Annotated in this window: 18 protein-coding genes; 12 read left to right on the forward strand and 6 right to left on the reverse strand. The window is 71.3% G+C overall.

Annotated features, from left to right (window positions below):
- Positions 1–3: 3 nt before the first annotated feature.
- The 4 genes from OG709_RS24800 to fxsT all read left to right on the forward strand — a co-directional run bounded on the left by OG709_RS24800 (position 4) and on the right by fxsT (position 7,703).
- Positions 4–3,228: an SAV_2336 N-terminal domain-related protein gene (locus OG709_RS24800; RefSeq protein WP_329167701.1), complete on the forward strand. Its 3,225-nt coding sequence runs from the start codon at positions 4–6 to the stop codon at positions 3,226–3,228.
- The gene (locus tag OG709_RS24805) at positions 3,225–3,374 is read left to right on the forward strand and encodes a hypothetical protein (protein ID WP_250297905.1); all 150 of its coding nucleotides are present in this window, start codon (positions 3,225–3,227) and stop codon (positions 3,372–3,374) included. Before OG709_RS24800 ends, OG709_RS24805 begins: the two co-directional genes overlap by 4 nt.
- On the forward strand, positions 3,371–4,642 hold the full coding sequence (locus OG709_RS24810) for a radical SAM protein (protein ID WP_326694031.1): 1,272 nt from the start codon (positions 3,371–3,373) through the stop codon (positions 4,640–4,642). Before OG709_RS24805 ends, OG709_RS24810 begins: the two co-directional genes overlap by 4 nt.
- Before the next feature lie 97 nt (positions 4,643–4,739).
- Complete coding sequence (fxsT, locus tag OG709_RS24815) at positions 4,740–7,703, forward strand: FxSxx-COOH system tetratricopeptide repeat protein (protein WP_329167702.1); 2,964 nt, start codon at positions 4,740–4,742, stop codon at positions 7,701–7,703.
- A gap of 91 nt (positions 7,704–7,794) precedes the next feature.
- On the opposite strand, the gene OG709_RS24820 is transcribed toward fxsT, so the two are convergent.
- The 4 genes from OG709_RS24820 to OG709_RS24835 form a co-directional block, all read right to left on the reverse strand.
- Positions 7,795–11,655, reverse strand: a complete 3,861-nt coding sequence (locus tag OG709_RS24820) for a multifunctional oxoglutarate decarboxylase/oxoglutarate dehydrogenase thiamine pyrophosphate-binding subunit/dihydrolipoyllysine-residue succinyltransferase subunit (RefSeq protein ID WP_329167703.1) — start codon at positions 11,653–11,655, stop codon at positions 7,795–7,797.
- Positions 11,656–11,924: 269 nt separating this feature from the next.
- Positions 11,925–13,025 carry a HAMP domain-containing sensor histidine kinase gene (locus OG709_RS24825; RefSeq protein ID WP_250297901.1) on the reverse strand — a complete coding sequence of 367 codons (1,101 nt, stop codon included), beginning with the start codon at positions 13,023–13,025 and terminating at the stop codon, positions 11,925–11,927.
- A complete protein-coding gene (locus tag OG709_RS24830; RefSeq protein ID WP_164266008.1) occupies positions 13,022–13,759 on the reverse strand; it encodes a response regulator transcription factor in 738 nt (245 codons plus the stop codon). The genes OG709_RS24825 and OG709_RS24830 overlap by 4 nt, the downstream gene beginning before the upstream one ends.
- 124 nt (positions 13,760–13,883) lie before the next feature.
- Positions 13,884–14,633 carry a spermidine synthase gene (locus OG709_RS24835; RefSeq protein ID WP_250297900.1) on the reverse strand — a complete coding sequence of 250 codons (750 nt, stop codon included), beginning with the start codon at positions 14,631–14,633 and terminating at the stop codon, positions 13,884–13,886.
- Between the two features lie 87 nt (positions 14,634–14,720).
- Between OG709_RS24835 and OG709_RS24840 the strand changes: the two genes are divergently transcribed.
- The 3 genes from OG709_RS24840 to OG709_RS24850 all read left to right on the forward strand — a co-directional run bounded on the left by OG709_RS24840 (position 14,721) and on the right by OG709_RS24850 (position 18,912).
- On the forward strand, positions 14,721–15,593 hold the full coding sequence (locus OG709_RS24840) for a rhomboid-like protein (RefSeq protein ID WP_308409460.1): 873 nt from the start codon (positions 14,721–14,723) through the stop codon (positions 15,591–15,593).
- 27 nt (positions 15,594–15,620) lie between these two features.
- Positions 15,621–18,029 carry an endopeptidase La gene (gene lon / locus OG709_RS24845; RefSeq protein ID WP_266640798.1) on the forward strand — a complete coding sequence of 803 codons (2,409 nt, stop codon included), beginning with the start codon at positions 15,621–15,623 and terminating at the stop codon, positions 18,027–18,029.
- Between the two features lie 88 nt (positions 18,030–18,117).
- On the forward strand, positions 18,118–18,912 hold the full coding sequence (locus OG709_RS24850; protein ID WP_250297898.1) for an SDR family NAD(P)-dependent oxidoreductase: 795 nt from the start codon (positions 18,118–18,120) through the stop codon (positions 18,910–18,912).
- Positions 18,913–19,086: 174 nt separating this feature from the next.
- Here the strand turns inward: OG709_RS24850 and OG709_RS24855 are convergent, their stop codons facing one another.
- Entirely contained in the window at positions 19,087–19,914 is an 828-nt protein-coding gene (locus tag OG709_RS24855) for a lysozyme (RefSeq protein ID WP_266640794.1), read from the reverse strand.
- A 220-nt stretch (positions 19,915–20,134) separates the two neighbouring features.
- Between OG709_RS24855 and OG709_RS24860 the strand changes: the two genes are divergently transcribed.
- Positions 20,135–20,617, forward strand: a complete 483-nt coding sequence (locus OG709_RS24860) for a MarR family winged helix-turn-helix transcriptional regulator (RefSeq protein WP_250297896.1) — start codon at positions 20,135–20,137, stop codon at positions 20,615–20,617.
- Between the two features lie 72 nt (positions 20,618–20,689).
- Here the strand turns inward: OG709_RS24860 and OG709_RS24865 are convergent, their stop codons facing one another.
- Positions 20,690–21,475 carry a hypothetical protein gene (locus OG709_RS24865; protein WP_329167704.1) on the reverse strand — a complete coding sequence of 262 codons (786 nt, stop codon included), beginning with the start codon at positions 21,473–21,475 and terminating at the stop codon, positions 20,690–20,692.
- Positions 21,476–21,850: 375 nt separating this feature from the next.
- Here OG709_RS24865 and OG709_RS24870 point away from each other — a divergent pair, with 375 nt between their 5' ends.
- Genes OG709_RS24870 through OG709_RS24885 form a run of 4 tightly spaced genes read left to right on the forward strand, consistent with a single transcriptional unit; the run spans position 21,851 to position 25,914 of the window.
- Entirely contained in the window at positions 21,851–24,445 is a 2,595-nt protein-coding gene (locus OG709_RS24870) for a sensor histidine kinase (RefSeq protein ID WP_329169192.1), read from the forward strand.
- Positions 24,442–24,921, forward strand: a complete 480-nt coding sequence (locus OG709_RS24875; protein ID WP_250297894.1) for a roadblock/LC7 domain-containing protein — start codon at positions 24,442–24,444, stop codon at positions 24,919–24,921. Before OG709_RS24870 ends, OG709_RS24875 begins: the two co-directional genes overlap by 4 nt.
- Entirely contained in the window at positions 24,918–25,307 is a 390-nt protein-coding gene (locus OG709_RS24880) for a DUF742 domain-containing protein (RefSeq protein WP_308409458.1), read from the forward strand. Before OG709_RS24875 ends, OG709_RS24880 begins: the two co-directional genes overlap by 4 nt.
- Positions 25,288–25,914 (forward strand): GTP-binding protein, encoded by a 627-nt coding sequence (locus OG709_RS24885; protein ID WP_250297893.1) that lies wholly within the window; start codon positions 25,288–25,290, stop codon positions 25,912–25,914. The genes OG709_RS24880 and OG709_RS24885 overlap by 20 nt, the downstream gene beginning before the upstream one ends.
- The last annotated feature ends 4 nt before the right edge of the window (positions 25,915–25,918 follow it).

Here is a 25,918-nt window from a genome sequence, read left to right on the forward strand (position 1 = left end):
GTGGTGTCCGCGGGGGGAGACGAGAACGGCCGGACCGCACGGCTCGGCGCACTGATCGCCGGGCTGCGGGCGACCGGTCTCGACTGCGACGCCCGTGAACTCGCCGACGCCCTCTGGCTCGCGGCCCGCACCGGCCGACCCGCCCCCGTGGAGCAGCCCCGGCCACCGGAGCCCGCGCGGAAGACCCCGGTCCGCGGACCGGACCCTGTCGTCCCCGGTCCCCTGGAGGCGCGGTACGCCGATGCGCCGCCGCCCACGCTGCTGACCATGCCGGACCCGGAGGGCGCGCCCGCCACCCTGGAGACCACGCCGGTCCTGGCGCCCGCCGCGCCCGCGCTGCCCGACCCGCAGTCCCTCCAGCGGGCGTTGCGCCCGCTGCGCCGCTACCGGTCGCCGGGCCGCCCGCCCCGGCGGCAGCTGGACGAGGAGGCCACCGCGGGCCGGGCCGCCGACACCGGCCTGATCATCCCGGTGCTGCGCGCGGCCCGGCGGCAGAAGGCCCGGCTGCTGCTCCTGATGGACGTGTCCACCTCCACCGTCGCCTGGCAGACCGCTCTGGAGGAGCTGAACGTGACCTGCGCCGGCGCGGGGGTGTTCCAGGACGTCCAGGTCCGCTACCTGCACCAGGGCCCCGACGGCAGCACCGGCTACGCGGCAGGACCCGACCCCGGCGGCCCGCTGCGCGCCGCCGCCCAGCTCGGCGACCCCACCGGGCGCCGGATCATCCTGCTGCTCTCGGACTGCGCGGGCCCCATGTGGCGCTCCGGCGCCATCCAGCGCCTGCTCTACCGCTGGTCGGCGTCCACCCCGGTGGCGGTCGTCCAGCCGCTGCCGCAGCGGTTGTGGCGCCGGACCCATCTGCCCGCGTACGGCGGGGTGCTGAAGCGGCACGAAGGGCCGCTCGGGCGGCTGGAGTTCAGCAGCGGACCGGCTGCCGCCACGGCCCGTGCGGGGCGCCCGGTACCGGTGCTCGCGCTGCGGCGAAACTCGGTGGAGGGCTGGGCCCGGCTGGCGTCGGGCGCGACGGGCCATTCCCTGCTGACGGCGGCCGGCTGGGTGCGCCGTGACCACAGCCCCTCCGCGGCGCCGGTACGCGCGGCGGCCCGGCTCAGCGGCGAGGAACGGGTCAGGGCCTTCCGGCGCACCGCCTCGCCGCACGCCCAGCGGCTGGCCGAATATCTGACGGCGGTACCCCTGGTCCTGCCGGTTATGCGGCTCGTGCAGCACACCATGCTGGCGGGCACCGGCCCCGAAGCGCTGGCCGAGGTCCTGCTCGGCGGGATCGTCCGCCGGGCCGAACGGGCCGACATCGAGCTGTCGGACGAGCCGTACTACGAATTCTTCGACGGGGTACGGGTGGAGCTCGCGGCCCGCCTGGACCGGGGCGAGGAGCGCCTGGTGCTGCGGCACAGTTCGCGCTACGTCGAGCGGCGCTTCGGCCGCAGCGCCCGCAACTTCCCCGCGGTGGCCGCCGCCGCCCTCGGCGAGGGCGCGGCCCTGCCGGTCGGCGGCGGGCAGATCCCGGTGGGACTGCGGGTCTTCGCGGAGGTCGCCGCCGACACCGTGCGGCGCCGCAGCGCCGGGATCCGTCCGCAGTTGCTCGACGCCCACACCGGCGTTGACCAACTGGCAGGACAGGCAACGGAGCTGCTGAGTCAGTACACATCGGGCGGCGACGGGCGCAAGCTGGACGCCGCGATCGAGCTGCTGGCCGAGGCCGTGCACGGCGAGGGACGCCCGGACCGGCTGCGGGGGCTGCGGGAGGAACAGGCGACGGCGTACCTGGCCCGCTGGCAGCTGCGCCGGATGGACGAGGACCTCAGCAGCGCGTGGCAGGCCGTGGAGTTCTCCGACGCGCTGGCGCTCCCCACGGTGCTGTACGCGATGGCACTCGCCGCCGCCGAAGGCACCCTGGACCCCGCACTGGCACGGGAGGTACTGGGCGAGGACCCGGAGCGGGTCCCGGAGCAGGGCCCCCGGGACTTCGACGCCCGGACGGCGGAGAGAGCGCTGCTGTCCCTGGCGGGCCGTCACCTCCAGCGGCTCACCGAACAGGGCCCGCAGCGGGACCGGTCGTCAGTCGCCCGGCTCTACATCGAGGTGCTGCGCCGCCTCTCCCGTACCCCGACGGCCGTGGAGACCGGCCTGCTGCGGGAGGCCGCGGTGGTCGCCGAACGGCTGGCCGCGGCGGAGCCCGGCGTCGAGACCTGGCTGCTGCACGGCACCCTGGAGCTGGACCTCGCCCGGCACGTCGAGGGCGACGACGCGGTGCGCGACCACGCCGAACGGGCCCGCCAGGTCCTACAGCGAGCGGAGCTGGCGGCCCACGACCGGGCCCAACTCGTCGACATCCTGCTGAAGACCGCCGGAGCACTGGAACTCGCCGAGCTGACCGCGGGGACAGGACCGCAGGCGCAGCGGGAAGGAGACGGTGTGCCGCGGCGGACCGTGCTCGACGCGCTGACCGCGGCCCTGTGGGCGGCCGACGACGACCCCACCCGGTACGACTGCCACCGCCGCCTCGGCGACCGGTACTGGCGGAGCTTCACGGACACCGGGCAGCCGGGGCATCTGGACGGCGCCATCGAGAACTGGCGGGACGCCCTGACCGTCGGGCGCCCGGCGGAACCGGCCACCCTGCTCACCCGCCTCGGCAGAGCCCTGTTGCAGCGGGCCGAACGGGACGGCGCGGCGGCCGACTTCGACGACGCGGTACGCCGGCTCCGCGAGGCCGCCGACGAGACGCCCGACGGCGACGCGGAACTGCCGGCCCGACGGATGCTGCTCGGCTCGGCGTACGGGGCGCGCTATGCCAGGTCGGGGCGGCTCGCCGACCTCTACGAAGCGGAATGGGCCTACGGAGCGGCGGCCCGCGGCGCCACCGATCCGCTCGTCGCCTCCCGCGCCTGGCGGCACCGGGGGGACATCGCCGCCGCGCTCGCCCGGCACACCGGGACCGCCGACCACCTCCAGCAGGCCGCCAACCACTACGCGCACGCCGCCGAGGTGGACGACGTGCCGCTGGCCGGTGCGGCGCGGCTGGCGCGGGCCTCGGTACTGGAGGAACTCGCCGGTCCCGTGGAGGCACTCCGCGAGTACGAGACCGCCCTCCGGGTGATGGCCGCGGCCGAGCCGTCGGAGATCGCGGGCGACACTGCCGCCCGGGAGCTCTGGGTCAGGGCCCGGGACGCCGTCGCCCGGCTGTGGGCCGAGGTGGGCGATCAGTGACCGGGGACACCGACACCGAGGCGCCACTGCCCTCGCTGACCGTTCCACCGGACTGCGCCCATCCGGTGCTGGCCGCCGTACTCGCCGAGATCGCGGGCCGCGACCCGCACGAGCCGCTGATCGCCTACTACGAGGACGCGCCATGACCGGATGTGCCACGACCGGCGCCGTCCGGGACCGCGGCGCCGGCCACCGGGCCGTGCCCTTCCGGCAGTTCGTCCTCAAGGTGCACAGCCGGTGCAACCTGGCCTGCACGTACTGCTACATCTACCGCGGCCAGGACAGCAGTTGGCGCGAGCGCCCGCAGCGCGCCGCCGACGCCACCGTGCGGCGGACCGCCGACCGCATCGGCGAACACGTCCGCACGCACGGCCTGAAGCACATCCGGATCGAACTGCACGGCGGTGAGCCCCTGCTCGCGGGCCCCGGACCGGTCGTCGCGTACGCCGACGCGGTACGGAACGCGGTGCCCGCCGACTGCGAGGTCACCGCCACCGTCCAGACGAACGGCACCCTGCTCACCGCGGACGTCCTGAACACGCTGGCCGCCGCCCGGATCCGCGTCGGTCTCTCCCTGGACGGCGGCACCGCCGCACAGAACGCCCGCCGCGCCGACCACGCGGGCCGCCCCTCCTGGCCCGCCGCGCACCGGGCGGCCCGGCTGCTCGCCGCGTGCCCGCACCCCGGCACGTACGCCGGGATCCTCTGCACCATCGATGTCACGGCCGACCCGGTGGCCGTCTACGACAGTCTGCGCGCGCTGCGGCCCCCGGGGCTCGATCTGCTGCTGCCGCACGGCAATTGGTCGGCGCCGCCACCGGGCAAGCAGACGCCGGGTACGCAGGCGCAGGGAAGGCAGACGCCGGGCGCGCAGACGCCGGGAAGGCAGGCGCCGGGGAAGCAGGCCGCCGCCCCAGGTCGGCACCGGCCGGGGCCGACCCCGTACGGCGACTGGCTCGCCACCGCCTTCGACCGCTGGTGGGACGGCGGCCCCGGCCAGCCGCGCATCCGGCTCTTCCACACGATCATCGCCCTGCTGCTCGGCGAACCCGCCGCCGCCGAGGCCGTCGGGCTCGCCCCGCTGGCGGTCGTCGTCATCGACACCGACGGGGCGATCGAACAGGTCGACGCGCTCAAGTCCGCCTACGAGGGCGCCCCCGCGACCGGTCTCGACGTCTTCAGCCACCCCCTCGACGCGGCCCTCGACCACCCGGGCATCGTGGCCCGGCAACTCGGCGCGGGCGCGCTGGCCGCGGACTGTCTGAGCTGTCCGGTGCTCCGGGTCTGCGGTGGCGGGAATTACATCCACCGGTACGCCGACGGGAGCGGGTTCCGTCATCCCAGTGTCTACTGTCCCGATCTGGAACGACTCATCCGGCATATCGGCCACCGGCTGAGACATGTCGTCACGTGACGTATCGTGGCGCCAACTGGCCGTCAACACGGCGACTTCGGACCACACTTGAGTGGGACGTGTCGCGGCAGTGACGCAATCGGCTGAGAGGACGGCGATGGCGGAGCACATTCCCCACGTCACGGTGGTCTTCGCAGGGCAGAGCGAGCCCTGGGCCAACTGGATCGTGGGAGAGATCAACGCAGCGGGCTGCGCCGCCGCGCCGGTGCGCTGGAGCCCCGCCCGGCAGGGCCCGTCGCAGGACGCGCTCACCGGGCTGCTGGAAGCCCCCGGCCGGATACTGCTCGTCATCGACGACTGGTTCGAGAAGTTCGCCGAGGTGCGGTACGAGGCCTGGGGCGACGCGCTCCGTCAGGTGCACGGCCGCCACCCCGACCGCATCGCCGCGGTCAGTGTCACGACCCGGCCGCTGCCCGACGCCCTGATCGCCCTGGGCCCGGTGGCGCTGCGCGGACTCCGCGCCGAGGCCGCCCGGCGGCGGGTTCTGGAGGCGGCGGGCATCACCGCGGTCGCCCCGCAGGCCGTCAGCCTGGACCGCCCGCCGCGCTTCCCCGACAACCCGCCGCGCGTGCAGAACGTGCCGCGCCGCAACCGCCGCTTCACCGGCCGGGGCGAAATCCTCGACCGGGTGCACGACCACCTCGCCGCGAGCCGGACCGAGGGCGGCGTCCTCGCCCTGTGCGGACCCGGCGGCATCGGCAAGACCCAGATCGCGCTGGAGTACGTCCACCGGTTCAAGGGCGAGTACGACATCGTCTGGTGGGTGGACGCGACCGGCCGGGGCACCGCCCGCGAACAGTTCGGCGCACTCGCCGACGCCCTCGGGGTCCCCACCGGCGCCAACCTCGACCGGTCCATCGCGGCAGCCGTCGAACGGCTCCGCGCCACCGCCGACAGCTGGCTGATCGTGCTCGACGGTGCGGGAGATCCGGCCAAAGTGCAGGCACTGCTGCCGGACGGTCCCGGCCATGTCCTGGTCACCACCAGCCAACAGGAATGGTCCGCCGAGGCCGAACTGGTCCAGGTGAACCGCTTTGAGCGCGAGGAGTCGATCACCTTCGCGGGCCGCCGCTCCGGGCGGCTGTCCGAGTCCGAGGCCGGGCTGCTCGCCGAAGCCGTGGAGGATCTGCCGCTGCTGCTCGACCAGACCGCGGCCTGGCTCGGCATCAACCCGACCGTCGATGTCCTGGAGTACATCCGGGAGTTGAAGAAGGGCGACCCCGACCGCTTCGGCCTGCTGGCGTCCAAGGAATACCCCGAGTCCTTCCAGGTCGCCTGGGCCAAGACCCTGAACAGCCTGCACGACCAGGACGTCGGCGCGTGGAAGCTGCTCAACCTGCTCGCCTGCTTCTCCCCGGGCGTCGTGCCCGTACGGCTGCTGCAGGCGGCCCGCGCGGCCGACCTGCCCAAGCCGCTGGACCGCGTCGTCCCGGAACCCAGCAGCTGGAACTCGGCACTGCGCCGGCTCTCCGAAGTCACCTCCATGCGGCTGGAGTACGACTCGTCGCCCCGGATGGACGCCGTCACCGTCGGTACCCTGCGGATGCACCGGCTCTTCCACTCCTTCGTACGGCACACCCAGGGCCCCGACGAGCGCGCGGAGCTGTCGGCAGCGGCCCTGCGGGTCCTGGTGTCCGCCGACCCGCGCGACCCCACGTCGTCCCGCAACTGGGCCCGGTACGCCGAACTGATCCCGCACCTGCGGATCTCCGGCGCCCTGGAATCCGCCGACGAGGACGTCCGCACCCTCGTCCTCAACTGCATCGAGTACCTGCGGATGCGCGGCGAGTACGAGGACGGGCGTTCCCTCAGCCACGAGGCGATAGCGCACTGGCAGCCGGTCTCCGGACCCACCAGCAGGTCCGTCCTGGTCGCCGTCCACCAGAAGGCCAACATGCTGCGCAGGCTGGGCCGTTACACCGAAGCCGAGTCGGTGGGACGCGCGGTGCTCGACCGCCTCGCCGACAACGGGGACGCCGAGCCGATCGAGGTGATCCGGGCCAGGGACGGCCTCGGCGGCACGCTGATGGCACTCGGCCGCTACGACGAGGCCCGCGCCCTCCTCGAACAGGCCGCGGCCGAGGCCACCACGGCACTGGGCAGCGCCTGGGTGCCGCGCACCCTCTCCGTACGGAACAACCTCGCCGAGGTGATGGGGCTCCAGGGGCACTACGAGGAGTCCCTGCACCTGCACCGGGAGATCCTGGCAGCCCGGGTCGAACTCCTCGGCGGACGCAATCCGCTCACCCTGCACTCCGCGCTGCGCACCGCCTGGACGCTGCGGCTGCTCGGCCGCTACCGGGAGGCCCTGGAGATCCAGGAGCACAACTCGCTGCTGCACGGGCAGGAGTTGGACCGCAACCACGGCCAGACGCTGAACGCGGACCACAACCTCGCCCTGTGCCTGCGCCGCGAGGGCAAGCTCCTCCAGGCCAGGCAGCTGATGCTCAGCGTCCGCAAACGCCGGACGGCCCGCCGGGGCCGCCGCCACCCGGGCACCCTGCGGGCGAGCGCGGACTACGCGATGCTGCTGCGCGAGACCGGTGACATCCGCGCGGCCTACGACCTCGCCGACGACACCGCCGCGCTGTACGCGGTGCAGCTGGGGGAGGACCACCCCTACGCGGTGGGCACCCGGGCCAATCTGGTGCTGCTGCTCAGCGACGCGGGCGAGCACGAGGGGGCCGGCGCGCTCGCCGAGCAGACCCTCCGGCGCATGGCCGAGGCCGTGGGCGCCGACCACCCGTGGACCCTGGGCGTCGCCTTCAACACCGCGACGGCCAGGCACCGGATCGGGGACGACGAGGGCGCCGTACGGCTCGGTGAGGACCTGCTCCGGCGGGCCACCCGCACGCTCGGCGCCCAGCACCCGCTGACCAGCACGATCGCGGCGGCGCTGGCCCAGGATCTGCGGGCCACCGGCGACGAGGCGCGCGCCGACGCGCTCCAGGCGGACGCGCTGGTGCGGATCACCGCGCTGCTGGGCCGCGACCACCAGCACGTACGGAGCATCCGGCACGGGATGCAGCGCTACTGGGACTTCGAGCCCCAGCTGTTCTGACCACGCGGGGCGGCTGCCTCGGAGCAGGGAACGCCGGAGGACCCGGCCGCATCATCTGCGGCCGGGCCCTGTACTGCTCTGTCCCTGCTGACTACGCCTCGAAGACCTCGGCGACCAGCTGGGCCTGCTCCGCCTGGTGGCGCTTGGCGGAGCCGACCGCGGGGGACGAGCCGTGCGGTCGCGAGATGCGACGCAGGCGCTCGCCGTGCGGGACGTCGGCGCCGACCGCCAGGTCCAGGTGGTCGATCAGGTTGAGCGCGATGAACGGCCACGCACCCTGGTTCGCCGGCTCCTCCTGCGCCCAGAGGTACTTCTCGGCGTTCGGGAACTTGGCGATCTCCGCCTGGAGTTCGGCACCCGGCAGCGGGTACAGGCGCTCCAGCCGGATGATCGCGGTGTCCGTGACGCCACGCTTGGTGCGCTCGGCGTCCAGGTCGTAGTAGACCTTGCCGGCCGTGAAGACGACCTTGCGCACGGCGCTCGGGTCGACGCTGTCGTCCCCGATGACCGGACGGAAGCCGCCCGTGGTGAACTCCTCCGCCTTCGACGCCGCCGCCTTGAGGCGGAGCATCGACTTCGGGGTGAAGACGACCAGCGGCTTGTGGTGCGGGTTGTGCACCTGCCACCGCAGGAGGTGGAAGTAGTTCGACGGGAGCGTCGGCATGGCGACCGTCATGTTGTTCTGCGCGCACAGCTGGAGGAAGCGCTCCGGGCGGGCGGACGAGTGGTCCGGGCCCTGGCCCTCGTAACCGTGCGGGAGGAGCAGGGTGACGCCGGACGTCTGGCCCCACTTCTGCTCGGCGGCCGAGATGTACTCGTCCACCACCGTCTGCGCGCCGTTGACGAAGTCACCGAACTGCGCTTCCCACATGACCAGTGACTCCGGGCGGGCCAGCGAGTAGCCGTACTCGAAGCCCATCACCGCGTACTCGCTGAGCAGCGAGTCGTAGACGTTGTAACGCGCCTGGTCGTCGGAGAGGTAGAGCAGCGGGGTGAAGTCCTCGCCGGTCTTGCGGTCGATGAGGACCGCGTGCCGCTGGCCGAAGGTGCCACGGCGCGAGTCCTGGCCGGAGAGCCGGACCGGCGTGCCCTCCAGGAGCAGCGAGCCGATGGCGAGGGTCTCGCCCATCGCCCAGTCGATCGTTCCGTCGTCGATCATCGCGGCCCGGCGCTGCACCTGCGGCAGCAGCCGCGGGTGCACGGTGATCCGGTCCGGGATGTTGACCTGGGACTCGGCGATCCGCTTCACGACCTCCTGGGAGATCGCGGTGTCCACGGCGACCGGGAACTCGGCCTGCGGGACGGGAACCGAGACCTCGGCGGGCTCCGAGGTGGCCTCGCGGACCTCCGCGAAGACCTTCTCCAGCTGGCCCTGGAAGTCCTGCAGCGCCTGCTCGGCCTCTTCCAGCGTGATGTCGCCGCGACCGATGAGGGACTCGGTGTAGAGCTTGCGCACCGAGCGCTTCTTGTCGATCAGGTCGTACATCAGCGGCTGCGTGAACGAGGGGTTGTCGGCCTCGTTGTGACCGCGGCGGCGGTAGCAGATGAGGTCGATGACGACGTCCTTGTTGAACGCCTGACGGAACTCGAAGGCGAGGCGCGCGACGCGCACCACGGCCTCCGGGTCGTCGCCGTTCACGTGGAAGATCGGCGCCTCGATCATGCGGGCCACGTCGGTGGCGTACATCGACGAGCGGGACGACTCCGGGGCGGCGGTGAAGCCGACCTGGTTGTTGATCACGATGTGCACGGTGCCGCCGGTGCGGTAGCCGCGCAGCTGCGACATGTTGAGCGTCTCGGCGACGACGCCCTGGCCCGCGAAGGCCGCGTCGCCGTGCAGCGCCACCGGCAGCACGGTGAAGTCCGTGCCGCCCTTGTTGATGATGTCCTGCTTGGCGCGCGCGATGCCCTCGACGACCGGGTCGACGGTCTCCAGGTGCGAGGGGTTGGCGGCCAGCGAGACCTTGATCTGCTCGCCGTCGAGCCCGGTGAAGGTGCCCTCGGAACCGAGGTGGTACTTCACGTCGCCGGAGCCGTGCATCGACTTCGGGTCGAGGTTGCCCTCGAACTCGCGGAAGATCTGCGCGTACGACTTGCCGACGATGTTGGCCAGCACGTTGAGACGGCCGCGGTGGGCCATCCCGATGACGACCTCGTCCAGGCGCGACTCGGCAGCCGAGTCGATGACCGCGTCGAGCAGCGGGATGACGGACTCGCCGCCTTCGAGCGAGAAGCGCTTCTGGCCGACGTACTTGGTCTGCAGGAAGGTCTCGAACGCCTCGGCGGAGTTCAGCCGGCGCAGGATGCGCAGCTGCTCCTCGCGCTCGGGCTTGGCGTGCGCGCCGCGCTCGATGCGGTCCTGGATCCACTTGCGCTGCTTCGGGTCCTGGATGTGCATGAACTCGACGCCCGTGGTGCGGCAGTACGAGTCGCGCAGCACACCGAGGATGTCGCGCAGCTTCATCATCGACTTGCCCGCGAACCCGCCGACGGCGAACTCCCGCTCCAGGTCCCAGAGCGTCAGGCCGTGCTCGATGATGTCGAGGTCGGGGTGCTTGCGCTGCTTGTACTCCAGCGGGTCGGTGTCGGCCATGACGTGGCCGCGGACCCGGTAGGCGTGGATCAGCTCGAAGACGCGGGCGGCCTTCGTGACGTCGTTGTCGTGCGAGACGTCGATGTCCTTGAGCCAGCGGACCGGCTCGTACGGGATGCGCAGCGCCTCGAAGAGGTCGTCGTAGAAGCCGTTCTCGCCGAGCAGCAGGTTGGCGAGGATCCGCAGGAACTCGCCGGAGGCGGCGCCCTGGATGACCCGGTGGTCGTACGTCGAGGTCAGCGTCATGACCTTCGAGATGCCCAGCTTGTTCAGGGTGTCCTGCGAGGTGCCCTGGAACTCGGCCGGGTAGTCCATCGCGCCGACGCCCATGATGAGGCCCTGTCCGGGCATCAGGCGGGGCACCGAGTGGACGGTGCCGATGCCGCCGGGGTTCGTCAGCGACGCGGTGACGCCGGTGAAGTCGTCCATCGTCAGCTTGTTCGCGCGGGCGCGGCGGACGATGTCCTCGTACGCCTGCCAGAACTCGAAGAAGTCGAGGGTCTCGGCCTTCTTGATCGCCGCGACGACGAGCTGGCGGTCACCGTTCGGCTTCACCAGGTCGATGGCGAGGCCGAGGTTCACGTGCGCCGGCTTGACCAGCGTCGGCTTGCCGTCCTTCACCGCGAAGGAGTGGTTCATCGACGGCATGGCCTTGAGGGCCTGCACCATCGCGAAGCCGATGAGGTGGGTGAAGGAGATCTTCCCGCCCCGCGCGCGCTTCAGGTGGTTGTTGATGACGATGCGGTTGTCGAACAGCAGCTTCACCGGGACGGCGCGGACGGACGTGGCCGTCGGCAGCTCCAGCGAGGCGTTCATGTTCTTCGCCACGGCGGCCGACGGGCCACGCAGCGTCACCAGCTCGGGGCCCGCGGGGGCCTCGGCGGCCGGCTCGGCCTCGGCGGGCGCCTTCGCGGCTGCGGGCTTCGCCGCCGGGACGGCGGGCGCGGCAGCGGTGGCTGCGGGCTTCGCGACGACAGGCGCGGGCTGAGCGGCCGGAGCAGCCGGAGCCACGGGCTGCGCGGCGGGTGCCTGGACGGCGGCAGGGGCCGGTGCGGCGTTGGTGGCCGCAGCCCCCGCGGCTGCGCCACCCTGCGCGACGCTCTGGCCGTTCGCACTGGACTGATGGGGAGCGCTCGCGCTCACCGGCTCCGCACCCGCGGTGGGAGCACCGGCAGAGCCGGGCTTGTAGTCGGCGAAGAAGTCCCACCAGGCTCGGTCAACCGAATTCGGATCCTGGAGGTACTGCTGGTAGATCTCGTCGACAAGCCACTCATTGGGACCAAAAGCGTCAGCAGGGCTCTTACCCTGCCCCTCTTGGTCGGTCGAGATGCTCGAGTTACTGGGGGACTGAGACGACACGGCGGCAACCGCCCTCTTCCGCTTCACAAGGTGATGGACAGCGGAAATAAAGGCTACGCCTCCCTGGCCTGGAGGTGCAGGCCGGGCGGGCCATCGTCGCGTAAGTCACACTCGAAAGCTGGTTTCGGGGAGGGAATTGGCGGGAAACATGCGTGGTTCCGCGCCATTCGGGTACGACGCTCCACGGCCACTGCCCCTTGGGCAGCAGTCCCTGACCTGCTCACGCGCGGCTTCTTCACAGAACGCGCGCTTCCGCTTCGAACCTTACGTCAAGCTGATGTCCGGGATACGCCCGGAAGAGTGACGCGAATCCGGCAACCACGGGATGATTCGGCCACCCCGATCCGCCCGCCGTGAAGATCCACCGCCCACCGCGCGATGGCCAGGCCCAGTCCGGTGCCGCCGTCGCTGCCGGGACCGTGCGGGGACGGCGCCCGACCCCGGTTGAAGCGCTCGAACACCCGGTGCCGCTCCTGCTCGGGGATGCCGGGACCCTCGTCCACGACCTCCAGGTCCAGCGACTCCGGCTGCCGGCCGCGCCGTGCGCGGACCGTGACCCGGCCGTGCGGCGGGGAGTGCTTCACCGCGTTGTCGATCAGGTTGGCGACCACCTGGTGCAGCCGCTCCGCGTCCGCGTGCGCGGTCAGCTCGGGCGGCGAGACGTCCAGGTGGAGATGGACGTCCGTACGGCTGTGCTGGCCCCCGGAGCCCGAGGTGCCCCTGCGGTGCGCGGAGGCGAGGTTCGCCTCCTTCAGTACGCCCGAGAGGTACGGCCACACCTCGAAGCGGCTCGCCTTCAGCGGTACGACACCGTTGTCCAGGCGGGACAGGTCGAGCAGCGTCTCCACGAGGCGGCCCAGCCGCTCGGTCTGTTTCAGTGCGGTACGCATCGTCTCGGGATCCGCGGCCGAGACCCCGTCCACGACGTTCTCCAGCACGGCCCGCAGCGCCGCGATCGGCGTCCGCAGCTCATGGGAGACATTCGCCACCAGCTCCTTGCGGTGCCGGTCCACGGCCTCCAGGTCCTCGGCCATGCGGTTGATGGTCGACGCCAGGTCACCCAGCTCGTCCCTGCGGTCCGCGCCGCTGACCCGCCGCGTGTAGTCGCCGTGCGAGATCGACCGCGCGACCGTGTTCATCTCGTCCAGCGGCGAGGTCAGGCTGTGCGCCACGAACTGGGTGATCAGCATCGAGGCGATCACCGAGAAGACGGTGATGAAACGCAGCTCGGTCTTGGTGCGCAGGGCCACCAGCAGCAGCCCGGTGGTGATGAAGACCGAGACCACCACGAGCGTGCCGAGCTTGGCCTTGATCGATACAGGGAGGGGCCGCTGCCGGTTCCAGGCCCAGCGGAACCGCGTCCGGCTCATGGCGCCGGGGTCTCCAGCGCGTAGCCGACGCCGTGGACCGTACGGATGCGCTCCGCGCCGATCTTCCGGCGCAGCGCCTTGATGTGGCTGTCGACGGTACGGGTGCCCGACGCGTCGGCCCAGTCCCACACCTCGGCGAGCAGCTGCTCCCGGGAGAGGACCGCGCGCGGCGTGTTCGCCAGGCAGACCAGCAGGTCGAACTCGGTGGGCGTCAGGTGCACGTCGTCGTTGCGCACCCGCACCCGGCGCTGGGCGTGGTCGATCTCCAGCTCGCCGAGGCGGAGGATCCCGCTGCGCGGCGTCGAGGCGGCGATCGTCGCCCGCTCGACCCGGCGCAGCAGGACGTGCACCCGCGCCGCCAGCTCACGCATCGAGAACGGCTTGGTCATGTAGTCGTCGGCGCCGACACCGAGGCCGACCAGCATGTCGGTCTCGTCGTCCCGCGCGGTCAGCATCAGTACGGGCACCGGCCGCTGCGCCTGGACGCGACGGCAGACCTCAAGGCCGTCGAAGCCCGGCAGCATCACGTCGAGGACCATCAGATCCGGCTGCCAGCCCTGTGCCGCGTCCACGGCGGCCGGGCCGTCCGTGGCCGTCTGCACCTGGAAACCCTCGGCTCGCAGCCGGGCGGCAATGGCGTCGACGATTGTCGGGTCGTCCTCGACGACCAGCACCCGGCGCTGGGCGCCGGGGGTAGCCGCGACGCCGTTGTGGGTGGTGTGTGTCTGCTCCATCGCCCGCCCCTGGAAGTGCGCTCTTGGTCTGCGTTCTGATACGGCGTTCTGATACGGCGTTCTTAGATACGGCGTCCACATCTCTGTGTCGGTGAGCAGACTAGATGCACGGACGCCATCCCGGCTACGCAGGGCGAACAGCGAGATGGACCACGTCAGGCACGCCCCGGGCAACTGCGATCTCTTCGGTTCTTACCCCACTGAATCCGGCATTCCACAAGGCATCCTCGAATTTCGCCGAGGGCTGGGCGGACCAGACCGCAAGGATTCCTTCTGGTTTGAGCCGGTTCATGCAGGCCGCGAGTCCGCTCGGTGTGTACAGCCCCTCGTTGTCCTCGGTGACCGTCCAGTCCGGGCCATTGTCGATGTCCAGACACAAGGCGTCATATGCCGCCGCGGATTCGCGCATGTGGGCGACCAGATCGGTGGGCAGGATCACAGTGCGCGGATCGGCCAGTGCGGCGCCGGAGATCCGGGTGAGGGGGCCTTCGAGATGACGGTCGTGCCAGTCGATGATGGCCTGTTCGCGCTCGACGACGGTGATCGGTCCCCACCGGGGGTCGGCCGCGGCATGGGCGAGCGAGAAACCCACGCCGAGACCGCCGATGAGCAGCGCGGGGTTGGCGCGGCCGGCGGGCAGGGCATCCAGTGCCGCATCGATCAGCAGCCGCTCCGAGCGGCCGTCCGAGGTGTCCATCAGGAAACAGCCGTTGGCGATGATCTCGAAGTGCTCACCGCGTTCCCGCAGGACGACTTCGCCGTACGGGCCCTCGCGCCGGTCAAGAGTGCGTACGTCTTCGATGGTGATCCCCTCCTGGGTCGGGCCCCCGACGCCGCGGGTGGTGCCGGGGTTGCTTCGTGTGGCGCAGGTCATAGCCGGGACCGGAGACTGTTCCCGGGACCCAGCGTTGGGACAAGTGGGCGCGAACGGACGGACCGACGGCCGACAGGACAGACAGCAGTGCACCACACACGGCAGGCAGAACCGACGGCCGGTGTCACGGCCCGCGGTCTGCTGCGCCTGCTGCCCACCCCCACCGGGACGCCGTTCACCTTCGGCTACGTCCTGGTCCTGCTCGCCACCTCGCTCTTCGCCGCGTACGCGCCCCCGGCCACGGTCGACGCCCTGCTGCGCGGCTCCAGCACCGACATGGCACATCTGGCCAGGACCCCGCTGCTCTCCCTGGTGACCAGCGCGCTGTGGGTGGCCGGCGGGGTGCTGTCGACCTCCGCGATCGGCTTCCTCTTCGTGCTCACGGCCCTGGAGCGCCGCATCGGCCCGCTGCGTACCGGTGCCGTCTTCCTGGCGGGTCACGTCCTGACCACGCTGGCCACGGAACTCCCGGTGGGCATATCGGTGGCCGCCGGGCATCTGCCCGCCACCTCGCTGCACCGGTTCGACTACGGCATCAGCTTCGGCCTGATGGCCAGCGTGGGGGCGCTGGCCGGGCTGCTCGCCCCCGCGGTGCGCTGGTCCCTGCTGACGGTGGTCGCCTTCACGCTCGGCCAGGCGCTGCTGGCCTTCGTCGACCCGCTGACCGCGTGGGGCCACCCGCTCGCGCTCTGTTTCGGGGTGGCCTCCTGGCCCCTGGTGCGCCGCTGGCGGGCGGCCAGGATCAGGGCGGCCGGGGCCGGGTCGGCCGGAACAGAGGTGTCCGGCGCGGAGGCTGCCGGGACGGCGCCACCCGGCACTCCCAGCACCCCTGTCGCGTCTGCCGGCACTCCCGGCACCCCTGCCGCATCTGCTGGTTCACCCGGCCCCGCCGGCCCGATCGCTGAGAGCGAACAGCCGCTGGGGAACACCAGCGCCCTCCACGGCATTGAGTCTGCATAGCTCAACTTCACTGCCTAAGGGGAGATCATGGCTACTGAGTCCACGTACGCACCGCTCACCCTGCCCGTGCTGCCGCTCGACGACGAGGTCGTGCTGCCCGGAATGGTGGTGCCGCTGGATCTTTCCGACCCCGACGTACGCGCCGCGGTGGAAGCCGCACAGGCTTCGCCCGCCCGCTCCGGTGGCAACAAGCCGCTGGTCCTTCTCGTTCCGCGGATCGAAGGTACGTACGCGAGCACCGGCGTCCTCGGCACCGTCGAACAGGTGGGCAGGCTCTCCGACGGAGACCCCGGCGCCCTGGTCCGCGGCCGGGACCGGGTGCAGATCGGTGCGGGGACGACCGGCCCCGGGGCCGCGCTCTGGGTCGAGGGGATCCGGACCGACGAGAGCGACCCCGATCCGCTGCCCGGCTCCGCCACCGAGCTGATCAAGGAGTACAAGGCCCTCGCCACCAGCTGGCTGAAGAAGCGCGGCGCCTGGCAGGTGGTGGACCGGGTCCAGCAGATCGAGGGCGTCTCGGCCCTCGCCGACAACTCCGGCTACTCACCCTTCCTCAGTCTGGAACAGAAGATCGAGCTCCTGGAGACCGCCGACCCGGTGGCCCGCCTGAAGCTCGCTGTCACCTGGCTCGGCGAGCACCTCGCCGAGCAGGATGTCGCCGAGTCCATCGCCAAGGACGTCCAGGAGGGCGTGGACAAGCAGCAGCGCGAGTTCCTGCTGCGGCGCCAGCTGGAAGCCGTACGCAAGGAGCTCTCCGAGCTCAACGGCGACGCCGAGGACGAGTCCGACGACTACCGGACCCGTGTCGAGGCCGCCGACCTCCCCGGCCACGTCAGGGAGGCCGCGCTCAAGGAGGTCGAGAAGCTGGAGCGCTCCTCCGACCAGAGCCCCGAGGGTTCCTGGATCCGGACCTGGCTGGACACCGTCCTCGAACTGCCCTGGAACGAGCGCACCGAGGACGCCTACGACATCAGTGGCGCCCGGCAGATCCTGGACGCCGAACACTCCGGCCTGGACGACGTGAAGGAACGGATCACCGAGTACCTGGCGGTGCGCAAGCGCCGCGCCGACCGGGGACTGGGCGTCGTGGGCGGCCGTCGCGGTGGCGCGGTACTGGCCCTGGTCGGCCCGCCGGGGGTCGGGAAGACCTCGCTCGGCGAGAGCGTCGCGCACGCGATGGGCCGGAAGTTCGTCCGGGTCGCGCTCGGCGGCGTCCGGGACGAGGCGGAGATCCGCGGACACCGGCGTACGTACGTCGGCGCCCTGCCCGGACGCGTCGTCCGCGCCATCAAGGAAGCCGGTTCGATGAACCCGGTCGTCCTGCTCGACGAGATCGACAAGGTCGGCTCGGACTTCCGCGGCGATCCGGCGGCGGCGCTGCTCGAAGTCCTCGACCCGGCGCAGAACCACACCTTCCGCGACCACTACCTGGAGGTCGAGCTGGACCTCTCCGACGTGGTCTTCCTCGCCACCGCGAATGTCCTGGAGGCCATCCCCGAGGCGCTGCTCGACCGGATGGAACTGGTCACGCTGGACGGGTACACCGAGGACGAGAAGGTCGTCATCGCCCGTGACCACCTGCTGCCCCGGCAGCTGGAACGCGCGGGCCTGGAGCCCGGCGAGGTCACCCTCGACGACGCGGCGCTGCGCAAGCTGGCGGGGGAGTACACGCGGGAGGCGGGCGTACGGAACCTGGAGCGGGCCGTGGCGAGGCTGCTGCGGAAGGTGGCGGCCCGGCACGAGACGGGCGAGCAGGAACTGCCCCTCACCGTCACCGACGCGCAGCTGCGGCGGCTGATCGGACGCCCGCACCATGTGCCCGAGTCCGCCCAGGACCCGGCCGAGCGGCGTACCGCGGTGCCCGGCGTGGCCACCGGTCTCGCCGTCACCGGCGCGGGCGGCGACGTGCTCTTCGTCGAGGCGTCGCTGGCCGACCCGGAGACGGGCGCGGCGGGGCTGACCCTGACCGGTCAGCTCGGCGACGTCATGAAGGAGTCGGCGCAGATCGCGCTCTCCTTCCTGCGCTCGCACGGCGCGGAACTGGAACTGCCCGTCGCGGACCTGAAGGACCGCGGGGTGCACATCCACTTCCCGGCCGGCGCGGTCCCCAAGGACGGGCCGAGCGCGGGCATCACGATGACCACGGCGCTCGCGTCGCTGCTCTCCGGCAGGCAGGTCCGTACGGACGTGGCAATGACCGGCGAGGTGTCCCTGACCGGCCGGGTGCTGCCCATCGGCGGTCTGAAGCAGAAGCTGCTGGCCGCGCACCGGGCGGGCGTCACGACCGTGGTGATCCCCAAGCGGAACGAGGCGGATCTGGACGACGTCCCGGCCGAGGTGCTCGACCGGCTGGACGTGCACCCGGTGACGGATGTCCGCCAGGTCCTGGAGATCGCCCTCTCCCCGGCCGAGGTGAGGCTTCCGGCTGCTGCCTGACGGCCCCGGTGCTCTACTGGGATGAGCTTCCACCGGGGCCTCCACCGGGGCCCCACCGGGACGATCCGCCGCAGGAAGGACGATCACCGTGCTGATTGACCTCAAGGGGAAGAGCGCCCTGGTCACGGGCTCGACCCGGGGCATCGGAGCGGCCGTCGCGACCGGGCTCGCACGGGCCGGGGCGCGGGTCGCCGTCAACGGCCGCACCAGGGAGTCGGTCGGTGAGGCCGTGGCCCAGCTGAGCGTCCGGGCCCCCGGCGCCGCCTTCATGGCGGCGCCGGGGGACGTCTCCACGGACGAGGGCACCCGGCAGATCCTGGAGGCCCTGCCACGTACGGACATCCTCATCAACAACCTGGGCGTCTTCGGCGCGCGCCCCGCTCTCGACATCAGCGACGCCGAATGGCGGGAGTACTTCGAGGTGAACGTGCTCTCGGCGGTGCGGATGATCCGCGCGTACCTGCCCGGTATGAAGGAACGCTCCTGGGGGCGGATCCTGAACGTCGCGAGCGACTCCGCCCTCGTCATTCCCGCCGAGATGATCCATTACGGCATGTCGAAGACGGCGCTCCTGGCGGTCTCCCGCGGTTTCGCCAAGGAGGCGGCGGGCACCGGCGTGACGGTGAACTCCGTGATCGTGGGCCCCACCCACACCGGTGGTGTCGAGGACCTGATCCACGACCTGGTCGGTACCGAACTGCCGTGGGACGAGGCGCAGCGCGAGTTCATGCGCACCTACCGTCCGCAGTCGCTCATCCAGCGGCTGATCGAGCCGGAGGAGGTCGCGCACATGGCCGTGTACCTCAGCTCGCCCCTCGCCTCGGCCACCACCGGCGGCGCGATCAGGGTCGACGGCGGTTATGTGGACTCGGTGCTTCCGTAGGGCCCGGGACTCCCGTACGGCGGGACGTAGGAACTCCTGTACGGCGGGACGTAGGGACTCCCGTACGGCGGGACCGTCTGGACTCCCGTACGGGCGGGACCGCAGGGAATCCCGTGCGGCGGACCCGCGCAACCCCCGGCGCCGTGTCGCGCCGGGGGTCCGTCGTTCCGTACGTCAGCCGTTGGCGAGTGCCTGCACCCGGTCCAGCGCGCCGTTGAACTTGTCGTGGTCACCGACCGTCGGGCCGGTGGAGGTGTACTGCCACATGGTCTGGAAGCCCCAGCCCGCCGGCAGGGTGCCCGGCGCGGAGTCGTAGCGGGCGATCCACAGCGGGTTCGTGGACCCGAAGGCCGCGGAGTTGCCCGTGCACTGGGTCCACCAGCTGGTGGCGGTGTAGATCACCGCGTCGCGCCCGGTGAGCGACTTGTAGGTGTTGGCGAAGTCGTGGATCCAGGCGACCATCGATGCCGCGCTCAGGCCGTAGCAGGCGTCGCCGTACGGATTCCACTCGATGTCCAGCACGCCGGGCAGGGTCTTGCCGTCGCGGGACCAGCCGCCGCCGTGGCTGACGAAGTAGTTCGCCTGGTTGGCGCCGCTGGAGTCGTTGGGGGTCGCGAAGTGGTACGAGCCGCGGATCATCCCCACGTTGTACGAGCCGTTGTACTGCTGGGTGAAGGAGGGGTTCGTGTAGTAGTTGCCCTCGGTGGCCTTGGTGTAGGCCCACCTCACACCGCTGTTCCACAGGGTCGCCCAGTCGACGTTGCCCTGGTACCCGGAGACGTCGACGCCTTCGGTCTGGGTGGCGGTGAGGGATGCGCGCGGAGTGCCGCCCCGGCCGTCGTGGGCGACGACACCCATTCCCATGGTGGCGGTGCCGCGGGCGGGGATGGCCGCGGCGGACGCCGTACCGGGCAGCGCGACGAGCGAGGTGAGGAAGGTGAGAAGAATCCCGACTGCGGCGATGCGTCCGCGTCGGGCCGTCCCGGATCTGAGCACGGGCATGTTCGTGCCTCCGAAAGGCTCGGTGGGGGGAACTGGGAACTCTTCCGACATGCCGTGGTGTGAACATGTCAGCAACGACGCTACGCACGTAGACCCGCACGGCGAAAGGGGGCCTGGGTGCTGCCGTTGGTCTACTCCTGCGAAATACTGGCCGAGCTGCGGCAATGGCAGGCGCTGAAAGAAAGTTTCAGGAACGGGAAAGCTCGCGAGGGGTGCTGACGTGCACGACAGCGGTACTGAAAGTGAACGCCCTGTCTCCACCGGGAATGGTGTGGACCATGAATTCCTGTCCCTGGAACGGGAGTTGACCGTCTTCCTGCGCCGCGCGAGGGCCGCGTCCGGCGAGATGTCGCGCGAAGTCCACCCCGATCTGGAGGCCGCCGCGTACGGGCTGCTGGTCTGCCTGGACGAATGGGGCGGGCAGCGCGCCACCGATCTTGCCGCCTACATCGGCGTCGGCCGGGCGACCATGAGCCGTCAACTCCGGGCCCTGGAAGACCTGGGCCTGGTCACCCGTGAGCAGGATCCCCACGACGGGCGGGCGTTCCTGGTCCGCCTCACCGACGAGGGGGGCGACCGGCTCCGGCAGGTCCGGGACGCCCGCCGGGCCGAATACGTCCGCAAGCTGGACGGCTGGGACCGCGCGGAGGTCGCCGAACTGGCCCGGCTGCTCCGTCACTTCAACGCCCGCTCGGAGGAGTGAAGCACCCGCCGCGAGGTGCGGGAGGGCGGCCGGGATCTCCCGAACGCCCCCCGTTCCCCGGGAGTTCGCCGCTCAGAGCTCCAACAGCAGCGCGGACGCGTCGTCATGGGTCTTGCCGTTCCGCAGGAAGGCGCGGTCCGTGGCGTCCGCGGACTCCAGTGCCCGCACCCGGTCGATGAGTCCCTGCGGCCCCTCCTTGCGCAGGACGCCGAAGCAGTCGCTCCAGTCGCCCTCCCCGAAGACCTCCACCCAGCGGCTCGCGCCGTCACTGAGCGCGGCCAGCGCCCGTACCTCCGCCAGCGGTGTACGGCCGGTCACCGCGCGCGCCACCACCGCGGGGTCGGCCGCCGCGGTGAAGAAGCCGCCCTCCTGGTTCCGTACCGCGTCGGCCGTCGCGTGGGTCGCCAGGACCTCGCGCGGCAGCCGGTCGAGACGGTCGTCCAGCACCGCCCGCACCGCGCCGTTCACGTCCTCCACCAGCAGGATCGAGTCCGAGAGCACCAGATGCTCCACGGTGTCCGCGGACCAGCGGGCCAGGACGACCGTCGCCTGAGGTGTGCGAACGTGAGAAAGATCACAGGTTTGACGATGGGCGTCGGAGGTACGGACGATCGCCTCCGCCAGTACCTCACGCAGGTTCATATCCCCCCGCGAACCGGACAGTTCGACCAGTGCGCCGCCGAGCCGGGCCGTGAACCAGGGCACGCCGTGCACACATCCGTCGTCGCCCTCCGGTGGTGTCACTCCGTCCAGCAGGACGATCGCACCGCCCTGTCCCGAAGCAGGCAGGGCCACACCGGTCCAGTCCTCGTTGGGGCGTTCGGGGCTTCCCCCGGTGGAAGTGAGTTCGATGCGCATACCGGCAGTCTGCCCGAGCCCTTCACGACAGCCGCACAATGACGGCCCTCCCGGCCCGGACTGCCACGCCGGACGGGGGTCTCCGGGGGGCTTGGGGTGGAATGTGTGGCTCCGTGACTCTGCGGGCGGGCATCCTGCCAAAGCCCGTGCGGAAGTTCCAACCGGCACTCCGTATGCCACTGGTACGTACCGCTCGCAGAGTTGTTCGCCAACTCGCTGGTGATGTTCACTCGTTCGGGTGGCCGACCCGGCGATGCGCACTCCCCTCCCAAATCCACTGGAATGGTCAGAAGCCGTACCAGTGGTGGAAGCGCATGCTGGTGATCAGCCGTCACCTCGGCTTCATGCGTGGACGAGTCAAGATTGCGAGCACCGGTGCAGAACAAGCGGCTTCGGGGCAACAAAGGCGTGCCTGTCGAGCGCACGGTCCGGGTACGCAGGCGTCTTTTCGGGGGCGTGGCCGTGGTCGGCCTCACCGTCCTGGCGGCCGGCGCCCCCGCTGTGTACACCGCGTCGACCGAACTGACGGACGCCCAGCACCTGGTCACCCTCGCCGACCTGGAACAACAGACGGTCTCCCTGGGGCACGCCCTGGCGGACGAGCGGGACGACGTCACGGTCTACATCGCGGGCGGCCGGGCCAAGAAGGACAAGCTCGCTGCCGACCGGGCCACCCGCGTCGACAACGAGATCGAGGAGATCGGCGCGGCGGCCCCCGCCACGCTCCGGCGTGACCTCGCCACTCTCCCCTCCCTCCGCCGGACCGTGCTGAACGGCAAGGGCAGTGCGCTGGACGCCGACAAGGCGTACACCGACCTGATCGACAAACTCCAGGACATCTCCGACCAACTGGCCGACCAGACCCCGCCGGAGGCCGCAGCGGCCACCCGGGCACCGGTCGAACTCGGCCACGCCGTCGAGCAGGCGAGCCAGACCCGCGGGCTGCTGCTCGCCGCGCTGGCCGTCCCGCAGGGCGAACGGACCACCAGGTACGACCCGGTGAGCGGCCAGTACGTACCGCAGCCCGCGGCTCCCGACAGCGAAGAGGCCCGTACCCGCAACGGCCTGAGCGCCGCCGCCCAGCAGTCCAGGGTCCGGGAACTCGCCGCGCTCTCCGACTTCGACCAGGCCGCCGACCCGGCCGCCCGCGACACGCTCGCCAGTACGGTCTCCGGCTCCGAGGTCACCACCGCCGAGGGCTATCTGACGCGCCTCACCGCCCAGCCGCAGCTCTCCGAGTCCGACCTCAAGACCAATCCGGCCAAGGCCGGTGCCGCGCTCACCGCGCGCATCGACCAGATGCGCGGCGTCGAGTCCTCGCTCGGCAACCGGCAGGCCAAGCGCCTCGCCGCACTGCGGGACGACGCGGTGACCGCACTGGAGATCCGGATCGCCCTCGCCGGGGTGCTCCTGCTGATCGCCATCGGGGTCGGCGCCGCCGTGGCCCGTACGCTCACCCGGCCGCTCGCCGTGCTGCGGATCGGCGCCGCGCGGCTCGCCGGAGCGCCCGAGTCGGAGGAACCGATCCGGTTCACCGGCCGCAACGACGAGTTCGCCCAGGTCGTCCGGTCCATCAACGCCCTGCACGGCAGGGTGCTGACCGCGGGCGCCCGCGCCGAACGGCTCGTCGGGGACCAGCGCGACCTGCTGGACGGACAGGAACGGTTCGAGTCCGAGCGCGCCGTGCTGGAGGCGCGGACGGCCGAAGTGAGCGCCCGGCTCGACCGGCTGCGGCACACCGTCCAGTCGACCTTCGTCAACCTCTCGCTGCGCAGCCTCGGACTCGTCGAGCGTCAGCTCACCGTCATCGAGAGCCTGGAGGAACGCGAGCAGGACCCCGAGGCCCTCGCCACCCTCTTCAAACTCGACCACATGGCGACCGTGCTGCGCCGGCACACCGAGAACCTGCTGGTGCTCGCGGGCACCGAGCACAGCCACGGCCACGGCGGCGGTCCCGTACCGCTGGTGGACGTGCTGCGCGCCGCGGTCAGTGAGATCGAGCGGTACGAACGGGTCGAGTTCAGGTCCCTGCCGCCGCACTCCCAGGTCGCGGGCTTCGCCGCCGACGACATCAGCCACCTCGTCGCCGAACTCCTGGAGAACGCCACGGCGTTCTCGCCGCCGGAGGCCCATGTCCAGCTCTCCGGCTATCTCCTGGAGAACGGCGAGGTGATGCTCACCGTGCAGGACGAGGGCATCGGCATGTCGCCCGGCCGCCGCGACGAACTCAACGTGCTCCTCGCCGACCCCGACGCGCCGCGCCCCGGCAGGCCCGCCGACGAGCAGTCCGGACTCGGCCTCCAGGTGGCCTCCCTGCTCGCCGCGCGCCACGGCGTCCGGGTCGAGCTGCGCGAGCAGAAGCAGGGCGGGGTCGCCGCGGTCGTCGTGCTGCCGTGCGCGCTGCTGCCCGACGAACCTCCCACCGCACCGGCGCAGTTCGTGCCGAACGCCGGGACGACGCCCGCGCTGCACCAGCCGGGCTCGGTCGCCGAGGCCAACTCCAACACGATCCCGGCCAAGTCGCGTTACGCCATAGGAGCCGACGCGCACGAGCGCACGGCCGACGCGGTGGACGAGCCGACCTTCACGATGCGGCGCCCCGACCCCGTACCGGAGCCGGAGCCCGTACAGCAGCCCGCGCCCGTACAACAGTCCGAGCCCGTACGGCAGCCGGACCCGGCTCCCGCCCCGGACCCCGCCGTGACCGGCCGTATCCCGGAGCAGGGCGCCGAACGCATCACCGACAAGGGGCTGCCCAAGCGCACCCCCAAGATCACCAAGCCCGCGGCGACCGCGCCCCGGCCACGTGTCGGCGGTGTGGACGCGGAGGCCCTGCGCAGTAGGCTCGGCGGCTTCCACCAAGGAGCGAAGAACGGCCGCAAAGACGTCGAGACCGAGATCTCGGAACAGAGATCGGACGTTGTACGTACCGATGCCGCGGGGGACAGTGTCGAGGAGGCACGTAGTTGACTGCGCCCAGCACATTCGGACTGAGCAGCGAAGCCCGGAACCTGCACTGGCTGTTGAAGAATCTCGTCGAGGAGGTGCCAGGGCTCCGTTCCGTCGCCGTCGTCTCGTCCGACGGACTGCTCCTGCTCTCCTCGGACCCGGAGACCCCGGTCAAGGCCGAACAGGTCACGCAGAGCGGGCCCAAGGGATCCGCCGCCGACCTCGCCACCATCGTCTCCGGCATCGGCAGCCTCACCATCGGTGCGGCGAAGCTGATGGACGGCGGGAACGTCAAGCAGACGATGGTCGCCATGGAGGAGGGCAGCGTCTTCGTGATGTCGGTCAGCGACGGCTCACTCCTCGGAGTGCACGCCACGCCGGACTGCGACATGAGCGTCGTGGCCTACCACATGGCACTCTTCGTCGGCCGCGCCGGTCATGTCCTCACCCCCGAACTCCGCAGCGAGCTGCGCAAATCGATGGAGAGCGCCCAGTGACCCCGGCACTGCCGGTCCGCAACCCGGACCGCCGCCCAGCGCGGGTACGCCCGTACTCGCTCACCGGCGGCCGTACCAAATTCGGCCACATCCTCTTCGTGGAGACCTTCGTCGCCGCGATCGAAGCACCCCCGGAGCGTCCGGAGCTGGCCAACGGCCCGCTGCGTCTGATGCCGGAGATGCGGGCCATTGTCGAGATCTGCCGGCGGATGCGTACCGTCGCCGAGATCTCCGCACTGCTGAAGATGCCGCTGGGGGTCGTGCGCGTGCTGCTCAGCGACCTCGCAGACCAGGGAAAGATCCGTGTGTACGGAACCGGGCACGGCGAAGGCCAGCCCGACCGCGCTTTGCTCGAAAGGGTGCTGAGTGGACTCCGCCGTCTCTGAGACGCTGATCCCCGCCGAGGCCGACGAGGCTGTCCAGGCCTGGCAGAACAACCGCACCCGGGCGCCCATCTCCACCAAGATCGTGGTGGCGGGCGGCTTCGGTGTCGGCAAGACGACCTTCGTGACCGCGGTCTCGGAGATCACTCCGCTCCAGACCGAAGCCCTGATGACGCAGGCGAGCGAGGAGACCGACGACCTCAGCGCCACGCCGGACAAGACGACCACCACGGTCGCCATGGACTTCGGCAGGCTGACCCTCGACGACGACCTCGTGCTGTACGTCTTCGGCACCCCGGGCCAGCAGCGCTTCTGGTTCATGTGGGACGACCTGGTGCGCGGCGCGATCGGCGCGATAGTCCTGGCGGACACCCGCCGCCTCGCCGACTGCTTCCCCGCTCTCGACTACTTCGAGAGCTGCGGGCTGCCGTACATCGTGTCGGTCAACCACTTCGAGGGCACACCGGACTTCGAGGCCCAGGACGTCCGCGAGGCGCTGACGATTCCCCGGCACGTGCCCGTGCTGATCATGGACGCACGGAAGAGGAATACGGTGGTCGAGTCTCTGCTGGCCCTGGTGGGCCACGCACTCGACACCACCCCCGAATAGGAGA

Source organism: Streptomyces sp. NBC_01267 (assembly GCF_036241575.1).
Taxonomy (GTDB): Bacteria; Actinomycetota; Actinomycetes; order Streptomycetales; family Streptomycetaceae; genus Streptomyces.